The sequence below is a fragment of the Caenispirillum bisanense genome (assembly GCF_900230255.1).
In the GTDB taxonomy this organism is placed as follows: Bacteria; Pseudomonadota; Alphaproteobacteria; order Rhodospirillales; family Rhodospirillaceae; genus Caenispirillum; species Caenispirillum bisanense_A.
The window spans coordinates 1-16,179 of record NZ_OCNJ01000003.1 but is presented as its reverse complement, the minus strand read 5'-3'; the positions used below and the strand labels follow the sequence as shown (position 1 = coordinate 16,179).

General features: G+C 68.8%; 9 protein-coding genes. 5 read left to right on the top strand and 4 right to left on the bottom strand.

The annotated features are described in order from the left end of the window. Window positions 1–9: 9 nt before the first annotated feature. The 4 genes from CRP50_RS07455 to CRP50_RS07440 form a co-directional block, all read right to left on the bottom strand. Window positions 10–768, bottom strand: coding sequence for a hypothetical protein (locus tag CRP50_RS07455; RefSeq protein ID WP_097278391.1), 759 nt, complete (start codon window positions 766–768; stop codon window positions 10–12). Continuing rightward, the gene (locus CRP50_RS07450) at window positions 768–1,364 is read right to left on the bottom strand and encodes a hypothetical protein (protein WP_097278390.1); all 597 of its coding nucleotides are present in this window, start codon (window positions 1,362–1,364) and stop codon (window positions 768–770) included. Before CRP50_RS07450 ends, CRP50_RS07455 begins: the two co-directional genes overlap by 1 nt. Beyond that, window positions 1,355–2,890 carry a DUF2357 domain-containing protein gene (locus CRP50_RS07445; RefSeq protein WP_141415084.1) on the bottom strand — a complete coding sequence of 512 codons (1,536 nt, stop codon included), beginning with the start codon at window positions 2,888–2,890 and terminating at the stop codon, window positions 1,355–1,357. Before CRP50_RS07445 ends, CRP50_RS07450 begins: the two co-directional genes overlap by 10 nt. Window positions 2,891–3,011: 121 nt before the next feature. Beyond that, on the bottom strand, window positions 3,012–4,400 hold the full coding sequence (locus CRP50_RS07440) for an McrB family protein (RefSeq protein WP_141415083.1): 1,389 nt from the start codon (window positions 4,398–4,400) through the stop codon (window positions 3,012–3,014). Window positions 4,401–4,726: 326 nt separating this feature from the next. On the opposite strand from CRP50_RS07440, the gene CRP50_RS07435 reads away from it, so the two are divergent. The 5 genes from CRP50_RS07435 to CRP50_RS07415 are packed head-to-tail and all read left to right on the top strand — an operon-like array spanning window position 4,727 to window position 15,832. Next, window positions 4,727–8,185: an AAA domain-containing protein gene (locus CRP50_RS07435; protein WP_097278387.1), complete on the top strand. Its 3,459-nt coding sequence runs from the start codon at window positions 4,727–4,729 to the stop codon at window positions 8,183–8,185. Next, window positions 8,145–9,665: a hypothetical protein gene (locus CRP50_RS26330; RefSeq protein ID WP_141415082.1), complete on the top strand. Its 1,521-nt coding sequence runs from the start codon at window positions 8,145–8,147 to the stop codon at window positions 9,663–9,665. Before CRP50_RS07435 ends, CRP50_RS26330 begins: the two co-directional genes overlap by 41 nt. 22 nt (window positions 9,666–9,687) lie before the next feature. Continuing rightward, on the top strand, window positions 9,688–11,643 hold the full coding sequence (locus CRP50_RS07425) for an AAA family ATPase (RefSeq protein WP_141415081.1): 1,956 nt from the start codon (window positions 9,688–9,690) through the stop codon (window positions 11,641–11,643). Between the two features lie 2 nt (window positions 11,644–11,645). Beyond that, complete coding sequence (locus CRP50_RS07420) at window positions 11,646–13,304, top strand: DUF2357 domain-containing protein (protein ID WP_097278384.1); 1,659 nt, start codon at window positions 11,646–11,648, stop codon at window positions 13,302–13,304. Further along, the gene (locus tag CRP50_RS07415; protein WP_097278383.1) at window positions 13,301–15,832 is read left to right on the top strand and encodes a hypothetical protein; all 2,532 of its coding nucleotides are present in this window, start codon (window positions 13,301–13,303) and stop codon (window positions 15,830–15,832) included. The genes CRP50_RS07420 and CRP50_RS07415 overlap by 4 nt, the downstream gene beginning before the upstream one ends. Window positions 15,833–16,179 lie beyond the last annotated feature (347 nt).

The following is a 16,179-nucleotide window of genomic DNA, read 5'->3' as shown; positions in this document are numbered from 1 at the left end:
GCTCCTTCGTCAACGTCCGGGATCGGCCGGGTCGACCAGGGCGACCGTGGCGGGATCGACCCACGTGAAGCACGTCCTGGCGGTGAAGCGGCCCGCCCGATCAGCCTGCGCCAGACCATAGAGGCGAAGGTCCCGCAGGGTGTCGGCGACGCAGGCGTCGCGGATCCTCGGGCTGAACCGCCGCCCCATGGCTGCCTCCATCGCAGCTTTGGCAGCGCCGATGGTGAGCGTCCGCTCGTCGGCCAGCAGCCGGTAGACGGCGTGGCTGACCTCGACCAGATCCCGATAGGCCGGTGTCGACCGGACCAGATCCGGCGCCGCGGCATAGGACGGCGGATAGGCGTTTCCTTCCGTCGCCGCCCGGCGGACGTCCGGCATGATCGGGGTGCAGGACACCGGCCGCCTGGGATCGACCTGATGGTGCCCGCGGGACGGCGAGTCGACGCTGTTTTCCGCGTCCCACCGGCGGCGATCAACGCCCTCTTCGAGGTAGAAGACCTCCGGGACCGGCAGCAGCGCCGCCCGGTCCTGAATTTGGATGCCGCGGCTCGCGGTCGCGCCCGCCGGAAGCTGACGCGGAGGGGGCGGCGGCACGGGCCGGGGCGCAGGGACCGGCTCCGGAGCCCGCCCCTCCAGACGTCGACGGGCAGCTGCGAGGGCCTGTTCCTCGGTGGCGGCGACTTCCTGGAAGAGGTGGTCGTCGCCGGTGAAGACGTCGACCATCCAAGTCCCATCCAGGACACCCAAGACGAACCGGATGCCGGTCATCACAAGCTCTCCCCGTCGGAGGAAGGTAGCGCCGCTACGGCGTCGAGGATGCGGCTGGCTTCGGCGCCGTCGCGCGGTGCGAAGCAAATCAGGTCCGCGTTGCAAAGGTCGGGCATGGCCTTCAGGTTGGAATGCCGGCCGTCGCCGTCGCGCCCACCCGCGGAGAAGCGGGACGGCACATCGTTCAGATCGGCAGGCAGTCCGGCAGCAGCCACCCACAGGTTCTGGACCTTGAGGGAGTGCTCGTGACCGATGCTGCGTCCACGCAAGGTCCGGTAGCGATGCATATACTTGGTCTGTGGCGAACACCGGTCGTGCGGGACGATCTCCGGATGCTCCTGCAGAAGCGCGATGATCGCCTCCCGAAGACCACCGGCCGCGGGGGCGGGCTCGACGCGCCGGGCGGAAACGAGAGCGGCCGGGCCGGCAGGCGCCGCCGCACCGCCCACGCTGCGTCCCAGGATTCGCTCCAGATCGGCGCGCGCCGCCGCCTCGTCCTGCCCCCACCCCTCGGCCAGCAGATCCCCGTCGAGGTGCACCGCCGCCCGCCAGCGGCCGTTCAGCAGACCGATTTCCGTCCAATATGTCACGACCATTCCCCCCTCACGTCATGAGCCGACCAGCAGCCGCCGTCTGCACTGATGATTTCCCGCAACAGCTCCCGCAGGCGCTTTCTTAAGCCGTCGCCCCCGGGCAGCGCCGGAAGGGCGGCGACGTCGGACCCGAACCAGGCTTCCGGTCCGGGATAAAGGATCGCCGCGAAGCGCACCGGCCGCCCGCCGTCCCGATCGCGGATGGCGTCGCGGTAGGCGTGCATCTTGTCGATGTCCTCCTTCTTTGGTCTGCCGTCACCGGCGGTTCCGCTGCCGTCACCCCAAAGCTTGTACTTCGGGTCGAACAGGAACAGGGCGCGCCGGCCCGGCCACCGGACCTCCAGGGTCGCGTCGGGGATCTGCTCGAAGCTGACGCTGTGCAGGTCGCTGCAGGCCCCGCGCGGGAAGCGCCGCTGCGGCGTCAGGACGACGACCCGCCCGTCGACGTGCTCCAGGCGCACCGCCGGCACCTCCGGCGGAAGGACGACGGCAGGCTCGCCTTCGACGCCGCTGCACAGACGCTGCGACACCACGCGGAAGTCCTCGTCCGCCGCCGCCTCCAGCAGCGCCTCGACGAGGGTGAGCGTGCCCCAGGCCTCGTAGAGGGTCGGGACATCGCTCATGGGCGCGTCCAAAGCCGGCACCGTCGCCCGGATCGCCGCCGAACGACGAAATGCCAGGAACCCTTCGAGAGCAGCGCGATAGGCCGGTTTGCGCAGCAGCACCATCGTCAGGTCCGTCGGTGCACGCCGCAGCGAGCCGACCTCGTCAAGAAACCTCGCGGCCCACCGCGCCTTGCGCAGGGCGGCCGCGAGCGCTGCCAGTTCAGCCTCCACATCGCCTGCTACCACGGGCGCCAGACGCAGCCACCGGCGGAGCCGCCGCAGCCGGACGTCGACACTGTCTGCGAAGCTTCGCAGCAGGCGGTTCTCGTAGACGTCGAAGGTGCTCTCGACGCGGCCGTCGACGACGCTCATGGGCCGCCCGTCCCGCGTCAGGTTGCCGGCCTTGGCGAAGGCCTGCGGCAGATGGGCGGGAGACGGTCGCCGCGCCTTCTCCGCCCGCACCCACGGGTGCACGTCTGCCAACACCTTGTGGGGATCCCGCGCCACCTCGTTCAGCACGTCGATCAGCCCGCGCCGCCCCCCGTCCCCGACCAGTGCCCGGCGCACATGCTCGAGTTCCTGAGCGAGCGTCACCCGCCGCGGCGGCCGCCAGTCGATGCCACCAAAGGCACCCAGCCGGTCCAGTGCAACAGCGATCGATGCCGGCAGGCCGCTCTCGAGGTCGTCGACCATCGCGGCGAGTGCCGCATCGCCGAGCTTGGCCGGCGGAATGCGGATGACGGACGACCACGGCGCGCCGTCCTTCCGGAGGACCTCCAGCCGCCAAGCGCCCGACGACGCCCGCTCCCAGTGTGCGGCGATCCGCACGGCGCCGCCGACGACCTCCAGCCGCAGCGGCAGCGGGCGCCCGTTCAGGTGCACCACGACATCGCGCCAGTCGTCGGCCGGCACGTCGTCCAGCACCAGGAGCCCCGGGTCCCACTCCCGCGGCACGTCCGAGCGCCGCCCCAGGGAGTCGACGAAGACGATCCCTGGGTCCCCTGCATCGCCAGCAGTCGGCGACCGATGGGCCGCGAATGCGGCGTCAGAAGAAGGAGGCAAAGCCGTGATCCCGGTAGTCCTGCAGCATCGCCTGCGCCCGCGCCCGGCTGCGCGGCAGCGTATCGCCGCAGACGTCGATCAGGCGGGCGAGACTGTCGCCGACCCGCCCGTCGTTGCCCTTCACCTTCGGCAGGATCTTCTGCAGCACCTGGTCGTCGAGCGCATCCTGCCAAGGCGTGCCCAAGGACGTGCAGACGGCGATGTAGCCCGTTATGTCGTCGACGACGCGGAAAGCGAAAGGCGCGACGGCCGCCACCGCATCCCACGCGCGCATGAGAAGGGATGCGTGGGGCGCGTCCCCGAGATGCGCCTCCAGCGCCTCGCGCGGGCTGTCCAGCTCGATAAGCTGGGCGCGGTCGTAGACCTTGTCGGCGAAGCCGTGCGTCGTCTCGTCGATGTTGACCGTGCCGACGACCTTGAGGTTCGGCGGCAGCACCGCGACGTGACCCGGCGCCAGATCGACCGCCGCCGTGCCGGTGTCGCTGCGGCTGCGCAGTTCCATGGTCGAAAGGAACTTGGCGAAGTAGTGTTCGACCCGCGCGAGGTTCATCTCATCCAGAACGAGGTGATACTGCCGCGACGGATGTCCGGCCTCCTGCGCCTCGCGGTGCTCCCGGGCGGCCTCCTCCAGAAAGGCGGTGAACGCCGTCGCGTGGAAGACGCCGTCGAGCGGGTTCAGGTAGCCGAGCAGATCCTCGTTCGAGGTCCAGTTCGGCGCCACGGGAACCACGATATGGCGGGCACCGACGGCGCGCGCGTAAAGCTCGGCGAGCCACGTCTTGCCGGTGCCGCTGATGCCGGCCAGGATCACGAAGCCGCGCGACTTCAGGGCGGCGTGATACCGCCGGACGACCTCCTCCGGCAGGCGCATTCCGGCGCTTTTGATGCTTCGCACGACCTGATCGAACGGCACCTCCTGGTGCACGATGCTCGTCGGCTTGACGAGCAGCGAGGTGACGAACGTTCGCGACAGCTCGCAGACCTCGAAGAGTTGCCAGCGCGCATCCGGCCGAACCACGCGCGGCAGCCCTTCCGTCCACCATCGCACGCCTGCGCGATAGAAGTTGGCGCCCTCGCGGACGAGCTGCGCCGGTTCGGTGACGACGCCTGCCGCCAGAACCAGCGATCCGTCATCGCCCGCGACGACGACGTCGCCGGCCTGCAGAGCCTGGAACGGCCGGGTCACCCCCTCCAGCCCCGCCTCTCCGTCCCATGGGGCGGAAACCTCCGCGACCGAGCGCTCCAGCCAACCGGCAACGCCGCCGGCCGGCGGCCGTACGCGCACGACTAGGCTGCGCGACATCGGATCGGCGGCCGCGCGGATGCGGTCCCGAAGGTCTTCTGCGGCAGGCAGTACTTGTCGGTTCAGCACGTTTTTCGGCTCCGCGGCACCCGCGCCCCATCTGAACCGGCGTGCCTGCTGATAGAGGCAATGAAACAGTATAAGGAGGGCGAGCGGTCTCGCCGGCTGCGACCCGAAGTGGTGGCGACTCTTCCATGCACCGCCTGTCTGGCAGCGGAACACGCCTGCATTCTCTCCGCCCCTCGCTCGGAAGACTTCCCCGAGGGCACAATAGCAACTCGAAAGAACGTCCGAAAGGACTAGATTTTCGGGCCGGGTCGACCAGCGGCCTCATCGGTTGACGCGCCACTGCGCATTATGATCAAGGTGTATCATGGCTCCAGGGGAGAGGGTGTATGACGTCCGGCAGCACGGCAGCCGAGAGTGAGCTCGACGGCATCGTCATCGATGTCCTGATGGGGCACCCGACGGGTCTCCGCACGGATCAGATCCGTACGGCTTTGGCGAGGCGCGGCGTGATGCAGGAGCTCTCGCAGCTGACCACCACGCTCTCCGCCATGCAGCAGGCCGGCAAGGTGACGTTCAAGAACCGGCAGTGGAACACGACCGGTCCGATCCGGAACCGCAAGCCGCCGGCGGCAGGCACCGACGCACGTCGAGGCGCCCCCGAAACGCCGGGATCTGTGCACCGGCCTGCAGAGCGCGGCCCACAGATGGCGCCGGCAGGTGGACCGCCGGTGCCGACGATGCGCTGCCACGGCTTCACCGGCCGGCTCACCGATGTCGCCGAGACCGCGGCACCGCAGGCGATGCACGGCTCCCTGCCACAGGGATTGCCTCTCCTTCGCAAGCTGATCCCTTACTGGCGGGAGTGCCTGCGGGCGGAGGAGCGTCCGAACACGGTCTTGCCGCTGGAGCGGATCGACCAGGAGTTCTGCGCCCTCACCACTGCCGGCGAGTGGTGGCCGACCGAGCAGCGGCAGGTCGAGATCCACTTCGATGCCGCCTCGGTTCCACCGGAGTTCCTGGCCGTACTCTCGCGGCGAGGCCCCGACGCCGACCTCTACCTCGGCTACCCGGTGCAGATCCTACCCGGCGTGCAAGGCGGCGGGGCCTTCGCGCGGCCGGTCTTCACGTTTCGCTGCCGGTTCGAGCTCGGGGCGGGGACCCTGCGCGTGGTCGCACCGGCTCAGCCGGTGGACGTCAACGCCGAGTGGCTGGAAAAGCAGTTTCGCGACGGGGCTGAACGCCGGTCGGTGCTGCGTTGGCTCGGCATCACTGCCGCAGACCCGGACGACGACGGAGCACCGCTCGACGACGATCCGGTCGACCTGCCGACCGTCACGACGCGCCTCGCCGCACGCCTGCCGGGCGGCGGCGCCGCCGGTCTGGCACCGAGCGCCCTGGCCACCAGCCTGCCGGTCGAGACGGACTCCCCGCGCCTGCTCAACGTGCTCACCCTGTTCACCGCACCGACCACCGTCTACAGCAAGCGCACGCTCCGAGAACTCGACCGGCTGGCGCAGTGGCCGGACAGCGATTATACCGCCTCGGCCCTGGGGGCCTTGTTCGGCATGGCGCCGGCGGTGAAGCCGGAGCGCCTTCCCTGCCTTTCGCCCATTCCGCTGAACGAAGACCAAACGGAGGCGACAGCGGCCGCACTGAACGCGCCGCTCACCGTCGTCACCGGCCCGCCCGGCACCGGCAAGTCGCAAACGGTCGCCGCGGTCATGGCAAGCGCCGCCCTGTGCGGTCGCACCGCTCTGCTCGCCTCGAAGAACCATAAGGCCATAGACACCGTCGAGGAGCGCCTCGGCGAGCTGTTGGGCGGACGCAGCATCCTCGCCCGCGCCAGCCGCCCCTTCGGCGAAGGCCAGGCGTTCGACCTGCGGCGGGCCAGCGATGCTCTGTTCGCCCGCGGCTCTGCCACCGGAAGACGAGATACCCTGATCCGCTCCGTCGGCCGACTGAGAACAACGGAAGACCGTCTCTACGACATCCAGCAAAAGCTCGCGAGACAGGAAGAACTCGGTCATCTGGTGGCCGAGGCCGAGGCGGCTGTCGAGGACTGCGAGGCGCGGCTGGATGCAGCGCTGAGGGAGTGGGCCCGGCGGCCCGACGCGCCGGCAGTCCTGCAAGACCTGTCGGCCGCGCAGCCGCCGCGCTGGCTCGCCCGTGTGTTTCCGGCCCTCGCCCGCTGGCTGGCAGCCCGAAAGGCGAAGGCCGCGGTGGAGACGCTGGCCCCCCTCGGCATCCCCTGGCCCGATCACGCGGAAAACCCTGCAGAACGCCTTGGCGTTCTCCGGCAGCTCGCGGTCTATCTCGGCGCGCTCGCCGACCTGGACCGCCTCAAGCCGAAGATCATGCCCGAGAGCGAACGACAGGCGCTGGTCGATGCCCTGGTGAGCGGCCGGATGGAACTGACCGCCCGGGCCGCGGACCTGTTCCGGGCACTTCCCGATGCGCTGGAGGATCTGGACGATCACGATCGACCGGGCCTGGCGGAGTTCGCCGGCGCCATGTCCCTCTTCGCCGGCGACAAGCTGGGCGACGACGGCGAGCGCGAGCACCGTCGCGCGACCGAGGCGGCACTGCCCATCCTGCTCAAGCACTTTCCCCTATGGGCCGTCACCAACCTCTCGGCCGGCCGTGCGCTACCGCTGCAGGCGGGCCTCTTCGATTACGTCATCATCGACGAGGCGAGCCAATGCGACATCGCGTCCGCCCTCCCCCTGCTGGCGCGCGCCAGGCAGGCGATCATCGTCGGCGACCCCGCTCAGCTGCGGCACGTGACGAAAGTCACGCAGGATCGTGAAGTGCGCCTCCTCGAGGCGGGCGGCCTGCTCGCCCAGGGAATTGGGCGCTATTCCTACCGCAGCCAGTCGCTGTTCAACATCGTGGCGTCGATACCCGGCATCACCAGCCATCTGCTTCGCGACCACTATCGATGCGCCGGAGCCGTCGCTGCCTATTTCAATGACGCCTTCTACGGCGGCCGGCTAAGGGTCGTAACGGACGAAGCCAACCTGAACCCGCCGCACGGGCAGAAGCCCGGCATCCACTGGACAGGTATCGGCGGCGACATCGCGCCTGCGGCATCCGGTTGCCACTCGCCGGCGGAAGCACGGGCCATCGTCGAACACGTGCGTCGCGTGCTGGTGGATCAAGGCTACCAGGGCAGCATCGGCATCGTCACGGCATTCCGGGAGCAGGCGAAGCGGATCACAGACCTGATCGCCGAGGCGATACCGGCCGAGCACGTCGCGCGCAGCCGGCTCGGCGCCTTCACGGCCCACCAGTTCCAGGGCGATGCCCGTGACCTGATCCTGCTCAGCCTGTGCCTCGGCCCGGGCATGCCGCAGGGCAGCCGGAGCTTCCTCGCAGAAAGCGCGAACCTGATGAACGTCGCGGTCAGCCGGGCTCGCGCCGTCTGCCATGTCTTCGGCAACCTCGAAGAGGCGCGGCGCAGTGGTATTCCGCATGTTACGAAGCTGGTCGCAGCGGCCGAGCGTGAGACGTCGGCACGATCCGAAGGGGCGCCGGTGTTCGAGAGCCCGTGGGAAGAAATCGTGCACGATGCGCTCATGAAGCGTGGCGTAGCAACGCTTCCTCAATTCCCAATTGCAGGTCGCCGCCTAGATCTGGCGATCATTTGCGGTACCACGAAAGTTGATGTAGAGATCGACGGTGATCGTTATCATCGCGACGCGTCCGGCCGCCGGAAAAGCTCGGATCTGTGGCGCGATCACCAACTCAAGAGCCTGGGATGGCGCGTGAAGCGCTACTGGGTCTATCAACTGAGGGAAGATCTTGATGGATGCCTCGACGACATCATCGCAACCCTCCGACGATGATGGCGCCCGCAAAGCCCGGAAGACACCCGCGAAAGCGGACCGCCCCTACTTTCTCGTCGGACTTCTGGCCACCTCGGCCATCTGCTATGCCGGCTTGGCATGGTATACGGTAGATACCCATCGCACTGCTTCGGCTTTCGAGGAACGGGTCGCGATGGTCGGCGGCGAGTTGGAGGCGCGACTCCAGCGCCTGAATGAACTGCGAGCCGTAGAGCAGGAGGCAGAAGCGGCGGTGACGCAGGCCCAGGCCGCGGCGGCTCAGGCGGAACGGGACCTCGCGGCGGTGGAGGAGCGAGCAGCTTCGGCCGAGACACGGGCAGCGACGGCGGAAAAGGCGGTCGCCGAAGCGACCGCGACCCTGCAGCAGCGAAGCAGTGAAGCCGCCGAGGCTGAAGCCACGCTCGCCCGCCACCGCGACGAGATCGCGTCCCTGGGCAAAGAGCTCACGGCCCTCAGGACTTCGGCTGCCGCCCTGCGCGAGGACGACGCCGCCGCCAAGGAAGCTTTGGAAGAACGGACCACGTTGCTGCAGGCCACCGAAAAGCGCCTGACGGAGCAGCGCGATGTTCTACGGGAAACCGAGGCGGCGCTCGCCACCGCCAGCAGCGAGCTAACCGACGCTCGGACGAATCTGACGACGGTCCGCTCGCAGACGGAAGAAACCGCCAAGCGCGTAGCGGCCCTCTCGACTGACGAGAAGGACCTGCGGCGGGCGGTCGACCAGCTGATTGCCGATCGCGACGCATTGCAGGGCGTTTCGGCCGACCTAGCGGCAGCGCGCAAGGATGCCGAATCCACCGACAAGGCCCTGCAGACCGCGCGCAAGGCACTCGCAGACACCGAGAAGACCCTTGCGGCCCGTCAGGCGGAAGTGGCAACGGCCGAGCGACGCGTCGCAGAGCTGTCGGCTCGCGCGGCAGAGGCGCAGGACGCCGCCGCGGCTCTCGACAAGTCGCGGGCGGATCTGGCGAGGGTCGAGGAGGCGCTGCGTCAGGCGCGCAAGGACCAGGAGATCGTCCAGGCCGGACTGGCTGCGGCACGCGAGGAGTCGAGCCGCCTCGATACGAGCCTGGCCGAGCGTCGGAAGGAGGCCGCCGATGCGGCCGCCACAGTCGCGACGTTGCGGGAACAGTCTGCGACGCTCCAGGAACGCATCGAGGAACAGCGACGGATCACGGCGGCGGCCGCTGTTGACGAGAAGGAGGCGGCGACGCTGGCGGCAAAGGTGACCTCTTTGCGGGCCGAAGTCGCCTCCCTCGAAGACCAGAGAGCGGTGCTCGCCGCCCTGCGCCAGCAGCAGGTCGATGCGGAAGCACGGCTGCGGACGCTGCAGGCGGAGGCCGAACGTCAGGCGGCCGTTGCGGCAGCCGTGGAAGACCTGCGCCGGCGCCGCGATGCGCTCCTTCAGGAAATCGATGATCTTCAGGCGGTGACGCGGCCGGCCGGCCCCACACCGGCCGCGGCCAGCAGCGCCAACTGAAGATCAGACGGGAGACGGTACCGTGACACCCGAAATGCTCACCTATGCCATGCTGCTCGCCGCTGCCGGCGGCATCGTCATTCCGGCCGTCGCCCTCGCGGAGCATCGCCAGTTGATGCGACGGCAGGCGCGCCAGCCAGCGGCGACGGAGTACGAGAACATAGAGGAACGCCTCGTCGAGCGCCGCAAGGAAGAGGCGGAACTGCGCGACAAGCTGAGCGACCTGGCCGACCAACTTGTCCGTCGCGACATGGCGGTGGCCGAGGCAGAGGAGGCGCGGATTCGCCTGACGGGCCTCCAGGAGAGCCTGGCGCTGATGGAGCCCAAGCGCATGGAGCTCGAGCGCCTGGAGTTGGACCTCGCGTCCCGCCAGGAGGCCATGGCAGACCTCGCGCAGCGGATGGTCGAGGCCGAGGCGAAGGTCGAGGAGCAGGCCCGGGTGCTACGGCGCGCCGAAGCGGACGCCGCAGCGGCGGAAGAAAAGGCCGCAGAGGCTGAACGGCGCCGAGGCGAAGCTGTTGCGAACCTGGAGGATCTGGCGACACGTCTGCGGGAAGCCGAGGCAGCCCTGCAGGAAAAGCAGGGCGACATCCGCCAGGCCGACGGCCAGCTCGCCGACATCCGGCAAAGGATCGCCGAGGGCCGCGACGACCTCGATCGTCAGCGCCGCGAGCAGGACGCGATCAAGCAGACCTGCGATCAGATCCGCGCGGAAATCACGAGGCTGGAACAGCGCAAGGCGGAGCTCGAGGCCGCCAAGGCGCATCTCGAGGGCTACGTCGAGCAAGCGCGTGCGGATCGCGAGAAGGACGAAAAGAACGCCCTGGAGGACCTCAAGCGCGCTCCCGCCTGCCTGAGCGAGGCGGGGCTGCGGGCCGATCGCGGTCGGGTAACGGAGAACGACGCCCTCGCCGGCCTGCGGGACTATCTCGACCAGCTGGGGCTCCGCTTCCCGGCGCGCACGCTGAACGCCTTCCACACCTGCATGAAGATCAACGGTATCAGCCCGCTGACCGTGCTGGCCGGTATTTCCGGCACGGGTAAGAGCGAGCTGCCGCGGCGCTACGCCGAAGGCATCGGCGTCCACTTCCTCCAGATGGCCGTGCAGCCGCGGTGGGACAGCCCGCAGGACCTGTTCGGCTTCTACAACTACCTGGAACACCGCTACGTCGGCACCGACCTCGCTCGCGCCCTCGCCCATCTCGACCCGCACAATCACCCCGATCTGGCGAAGGAGTGGCGCGACCGCATGCTTCTCGTCCTGCTCGACGAGATGAACCTGGCGCGCGTCGAATACTACTTCAGCGAATTCCTGAGTCGTCTGGAAGTGCGCAAGTCGGCCGATCCCGCCAATCCGGCGGCGCGCCAGAATGCCGAGGTGCACCTGGACGTCGGCGGCATGAACCGCGCCTTCAACATCTACGTCGACCGCAACGTGCTGTTCGTCGGTACCATGAACGAGGACGAGTCGACCCAGACGCTGTCGGACAAGGTCATCGACCGCGCCAACGTATTGCGCTTCGGCCGGCCGAAGCAGATGGCCCACGAGCAGCCGAAGAGCACCATCGCAACGCCCGACCGCTACTTGTCCCGCACCACCTGGAACTCGTGGGAGCGCGACGCCGACAGCCTCGACGCCCACAGCCGCGACAAGCTGCGGGGCTGGATCGAAAAGCTGAACGACGCCATGAGCAAGCTCGACCGGCCCTTCGGCCACCGCGTCAATCAGGCGATCCAGCTCTACTGCGCCAACTACCCTGGCGGTGGTCCGGGCAGTCTCGGCACCGCCTTCGGTGACCAGCTCGAACAGCGCATCCTGCCCAAGCTGCGGGGCATCGACACGATGGACTTCCAGGACGCGTTCATCGAGATCGAGAGCTTGGCACGCGCCATCGGCGACGAGGCGTTGGCCGAAGCCGTGAACACCGGACGGCAGAAACCGCTGTTCACCTGGCAGGGCCTCAACCGGGACAGCTGACCGTGGCACGGACCGAAACGGTCATTCCCCTTGACCTGCCGTGGAGCCTGCTGGAGGACGTTGCGCCGGCCGGCCCCGACGACGATGGCGTCGAACTCCCGGCATCAGGTGCCCCCGCAGTGGCTTCGTCCCATGCGCTGCGGCTGCGCCTCGCCGGGCAGCGCCAGCAGCCGCACCGCGAGGTTCCCGATATTCAGTGGGGCCCGCGCCGCATCGACCTGTGGACCCTGCCGATGCCGGCACAGGCGGGGGACCACACGCGTCAGCTGGAGCTTCTGCACGACCGGGGGCAGCACCCACCGGTCAAACTCTCGATCACCGGCTGCCTTGGCCAATGGAGTCCGGAACGCCTCGGCGATCCCCTGGCACAGCGAATTCTCGAGCGGGACAACATGCTCGGGGCCCTGATCGATCGTATCGACCGCCTCACCAACATCGAACGGCGCGAGATGCTGATGCAGGGCAACTTGCGTGGCCGCGTCCGATCAACCTGGCGCCATGCGGCCGAGGCGTTCTGTGCCGACCTCGACGTCGAGGAGGCACGGATGGCGTTGATAGTGCGCCATGCGCAGGATCTGCACCGTCTGGTGGCGGATCTTGGCCGCCATCCGCGCCAGGTTCTGACGCGCAACCGCAGCATGCAGTCGGTCCACCGCATCCAGGAAATGGATCCGGCATGCCTCGCCTGGTACGTCCGCCAACCCGGCCGGACGCCCGCCGAGAAGGCGGGATCGCGACAGGCCCTCCTGGCGGTGGTGCGCGAAGAGACGGTGGATACGCCGGAAAACCGCGTCCTGAAGGACTTCCTGATCCGCACGACGGAAGCCGCCGACAGCTACCTCGGTGCCAACCGCAATCTCGCCGGGTCGGTGCGATACGGCGACGTCAGCCGCTACGGCCGCACCTGTGCCACTCTGCTCCGGCAACCGGAGTTCCAGCGCATCCGGTCTCTGGTGGGGACGGCGCAGGCCAATTACGTGCTGACGCAGGACCCGCGTTACCGCCGGATCTGGTCGGCCTATCAGCAGTTGCTCAATCGGCTCAGGCAGCAGGACGATTCGTGGGGCTGGCAGGGCCGCCTGTGGGGCGACGGCGTGACGCTCGCCCTCGGCACGGCCCTTCTACGCGCTCAGGGCCTCGAAACGCTCGCCGTGCCGTCCCTCTACGTGCGCAAGGAGCAGGATCGCGGACGCTGGCTGGAGCCGGCGGGCTGCGTCGGTGTCTTTGCCGGACGCGACAGCGTTCACATGCTCCACGAAGCGGAAGCGCCGGGCGCGCCGCCTGACCTTCACGATAGATACGCCGTTCTGTGGCCGCGCCTCGTGATGCGAAACCAGCCGCTGGGATCGGCCGGCCATGACGAGGACGTCCTGATCTGGACGGTGCTGGGGGCCGGTATCGAGGCGCGCCCGCTCACCGAGCTGACGGCCCGCGCCGCCGCCGCCCTTGCGCGCTGGCAGGACGACCGCCGGCGCTATTACAACGACCGCCGGCGCGTGCGCGGCATTGTCGTGGTCCCGCCGGAGAGGCTCGACCAGCCCCATCCGGAGACGGTTGCCGAGGGTGCGGTGCTGGGTCTCGGGCTGCCACTGGACGGGCCGGGCTTCCGCGCCGGGCTCGATAGCCTGGCTGCCATGGCGACTCGCGGAGAGGCTGCATGACGCTGATCTCCTCTGCCCATGTCGGAGTTCTGCTCGACGGCATCCTCGACTGCGCCGCCCACGCCCGCGACAGCGGGACCGCGGCGGCAGCGCATGCGGAGCCGACACCCGCTTGCGTCGTTACCACCGGCGCCCCTGGCGAGCGCCCGATTGCCGGGCGCGCCGCCTTTGAGAGTCTGGCGGGGCGCGGCTGGGATGGCGACTGCGGGCTGGCCCGACACCCCATCCTGCCCCTGCTGGAAAGCCTCGACGGGGCGGCCGATGCCATCGCGGGCGCACCGGGCCTGGCTGCGGCCGACCTCGTCGCCGCCCATGTCGAAGCGGTCGCGGAAGGAACCGGCGCGCACCGTGTCGTCGTCGTACCCGACACCCTCGGCGAGGCCGGCCAGCAGCGCCTGATCGACGGACTGCGCCGCATCGGGATTTCGGCCGAGTTGCTGTGGCGTCCGGTGGCGGCGCTGCTCGGCTGGGCGCTCGGACTGTCGGACGACCATGTCCGCAGCCTGGCCGGCACCACCGTCGCGGTCGGCCACGCTGGCTTCTGGCGCCCGGAGGTCAGCATCCTCGCCATCGACGTCGAGGAGGTCCATGGCAAGCCGTACCTCGTGCCGGTGCGGAGCGGGCGCGGGCAGGCACCTGCGCTTCCCGCTACCATGGAAATGCAGGCACTGAACCTGCTCGCCCAGGATCTCTCGGAGCACGGCGTGTCCGCCGACCTTGCGGAGCGGCTCGTCTGGATCAGCCGCCGCCCCTGGGCGACCATGTGCGGTCGGCCCACCCCACAGGAGATCGTGCGCGATACCGGCGGCCGCTGGCATCGCCTGCACCGGACGGAGCCGGCGCCGGCGCCAATGGCAGAGATCCTCGCGGCGGCCCTCGCGGCCAGCCTGGATGAAGTGACTGAACGGCGGCCTCTCGCCGCAGTCGCCGTCGAGGGGCCCTTGGCCGGTCTTCGGCTGCCGGACGGGACCCGGCTCGCGAGTGCATTGGCCGGTTCCCGCGCAGGCGGGCGGGATGCCGTCGCCTTGCCACCCGATACCGCTGCCCTGGGCGCAGCACATTACGCCTGGCGCCGCAGCGTCGGCATCGTCGGCTATTACGACTCGCTGCCCGATCTGCGCATTCAGGCGCAGGAACTGGGGCGGCCGACCTTCATCAGCCTGATGAAGGGGCGCGACCGGGTCGCCGGCGGAACAACCGTCGGCCCCGACCTCGTGACCGGTTTCTCCATCGCGGGCGGCACCACCGAGGTCGACTATGCCCTTTCGCGGTCGGACGACGCCATGGTCCGCAAGACGGTGACCCGTCTGCCGGAACCCGCCGACCGCAACATCCCGATCACTCTCTACGTGACGCAGAAGCCGGGCCAGGGTTTCGCATCTGTCGAGATCCGGCCGCCCGAGGGCGAACGCCTCGCCGACCGGCCGGTCTTCCTCGACTGGTCGTCCATGACGTCCACCGGGCTCGGCGAGGACGAGTATCTTCGCACACTGCGTGTCGAACTCGCCTGGCCGGACCCCTCGCCGTGGCCAAGCCGCGCCATCGTCTGGAAAGCCGCCGACATTCCCCGCACCATGCACCTGTTCCACCTTGCGTGCGGTGGCTTGGGCGGCAAGCTGGAGTTCGCGGCCAAGGATCTCATGAGCGCGCTCGGCAAGAAGCCGGCTCTCGACTGGCCCTTGAAGAAAGAGGCGCCGGAGGATCGGGCACGCATGGCCGGCGGCGTGACGAAAGCCGGCGTGTTCGACTCAGACGGCAGCATTCCGGCGGAAGAAGACCTGCGAGAGCTGCTCGGCGCCCCACCGGGTGGCTTCAAGACGTACCGTCAGCTCTCGGACGCGGTGCTCGACGCCGCAGCAGCCGCCTTCGAGCGCCTGACGCCCAAGTTGCGCGCCAACGACGAGAAACAGCTCAGGGACCTGCATCGCCAGCTCATGCTTGCGGCGGCCTGGAGCTATTCCTCGACGCCGGAGCCCATCCTCGACTACTTGCGCAAGAGCCTGCGCTCGCCCTGGACGTCCCTCCACAGCGGACACGACTACAAGGCCGCCGGTCGCTGCTTCTCAAAGCCCGACGACATCGCGCTCCTGTTCAAGGCGACCCGCGACCATTTCGCACTGAAGGGACTGCAAACACCCAACGACCGAGCCAAGGCCCTCTCTCTGGTCCTGATGTACCGCGCCGACGCGCCCGCCGCGCTGAACCGCCGGATCGCCGGGGATCTCGCAGGCACCGCGGTCGCACTGATGGAGCAGCAGGCCGGCCTCAACAACATCAAGAACACCTTCTTCGCGGCGGCTCAACTTCTCGTCGGACTTCTGCGCTTCCGCATGATCGAGCCGGACTTCCTCGACCCGGAGCGAGATCGGCTCGTGCCGCGGGTTCGCGACGTGCTGGGCCGCGCGAAGGCCCGGATCAGGAGCAGCGATTCCAAGATATTGCCGGTGCTCGAAGAAATCGAAGCCTTCATCGACCGTCGCGGCACCAACGGGCTGCTGTTCGAGGAACTGGACAAGCTGAGCGATTAGAGCCGCTGGATGACTTCGCCTTGCGAAGCGACGGCTCGATCAGCCGCCGCTTAAGCCCCTTCACGTCCGGGAGGTGAGCTTGTTCGTCGTTTTGCTCATGTGTCTCGATCCTACTCAGGAGTTGGAGCCTCCGGCTGTGCATCGGCCCCTCTGTGACAGCGTGCTTGCGACACTCTGATGGGTGCCGCTTAGTGAGCAAGACGCAGGGGGATGTGAGCGATGCGGAAGGCTGTGCCTACGTTTGCAGTTGATGGGGCCGTGCCTTCATCGGCACCTCCGGATCCGGAGGTGCCGATGAAGGCACGGCGGCGCACGTTCACGGCCGCGTACAAGCTGGCGATCCTCGC

Coding starts and splice junctions, on each gene's coding strand:
- CRP50_RS07455 (WP_097278391.1), bottom strand. CDS start 768: ATGACCGGCATCCGGTTCGTCTTGGGTGTCCTGGATGGGACTTGGATG.
- CRP50_RS07435 (WP_097278387.1), top strand. CDS start 4,727: ATGACGTCCGGCAGCACGGCAGCCGAGAGTGAGCTCGACGGCATCGTC.
- CRP50_RS26330 (WP_141415082.1), top strand. CDS start 8,145: ATGGATGCCTCGACGACATCATCGCAACCCTCCGACGATGATGGCGCC.
- CRP50_RS07450 (WP_097278390.1), bottom strand. CDS start 1,364: ATGGTCGTGACATATTGGACGGAAATCGGTCTGCTGAACGGCCGCTGG.
- CRP50_RS07415 (WP_097278383.1), top strand. CDS start 13,301: ATGACGCTGATCTCCTCTGCCCATGTCGGAGTTCTGCTCGACGGCATC.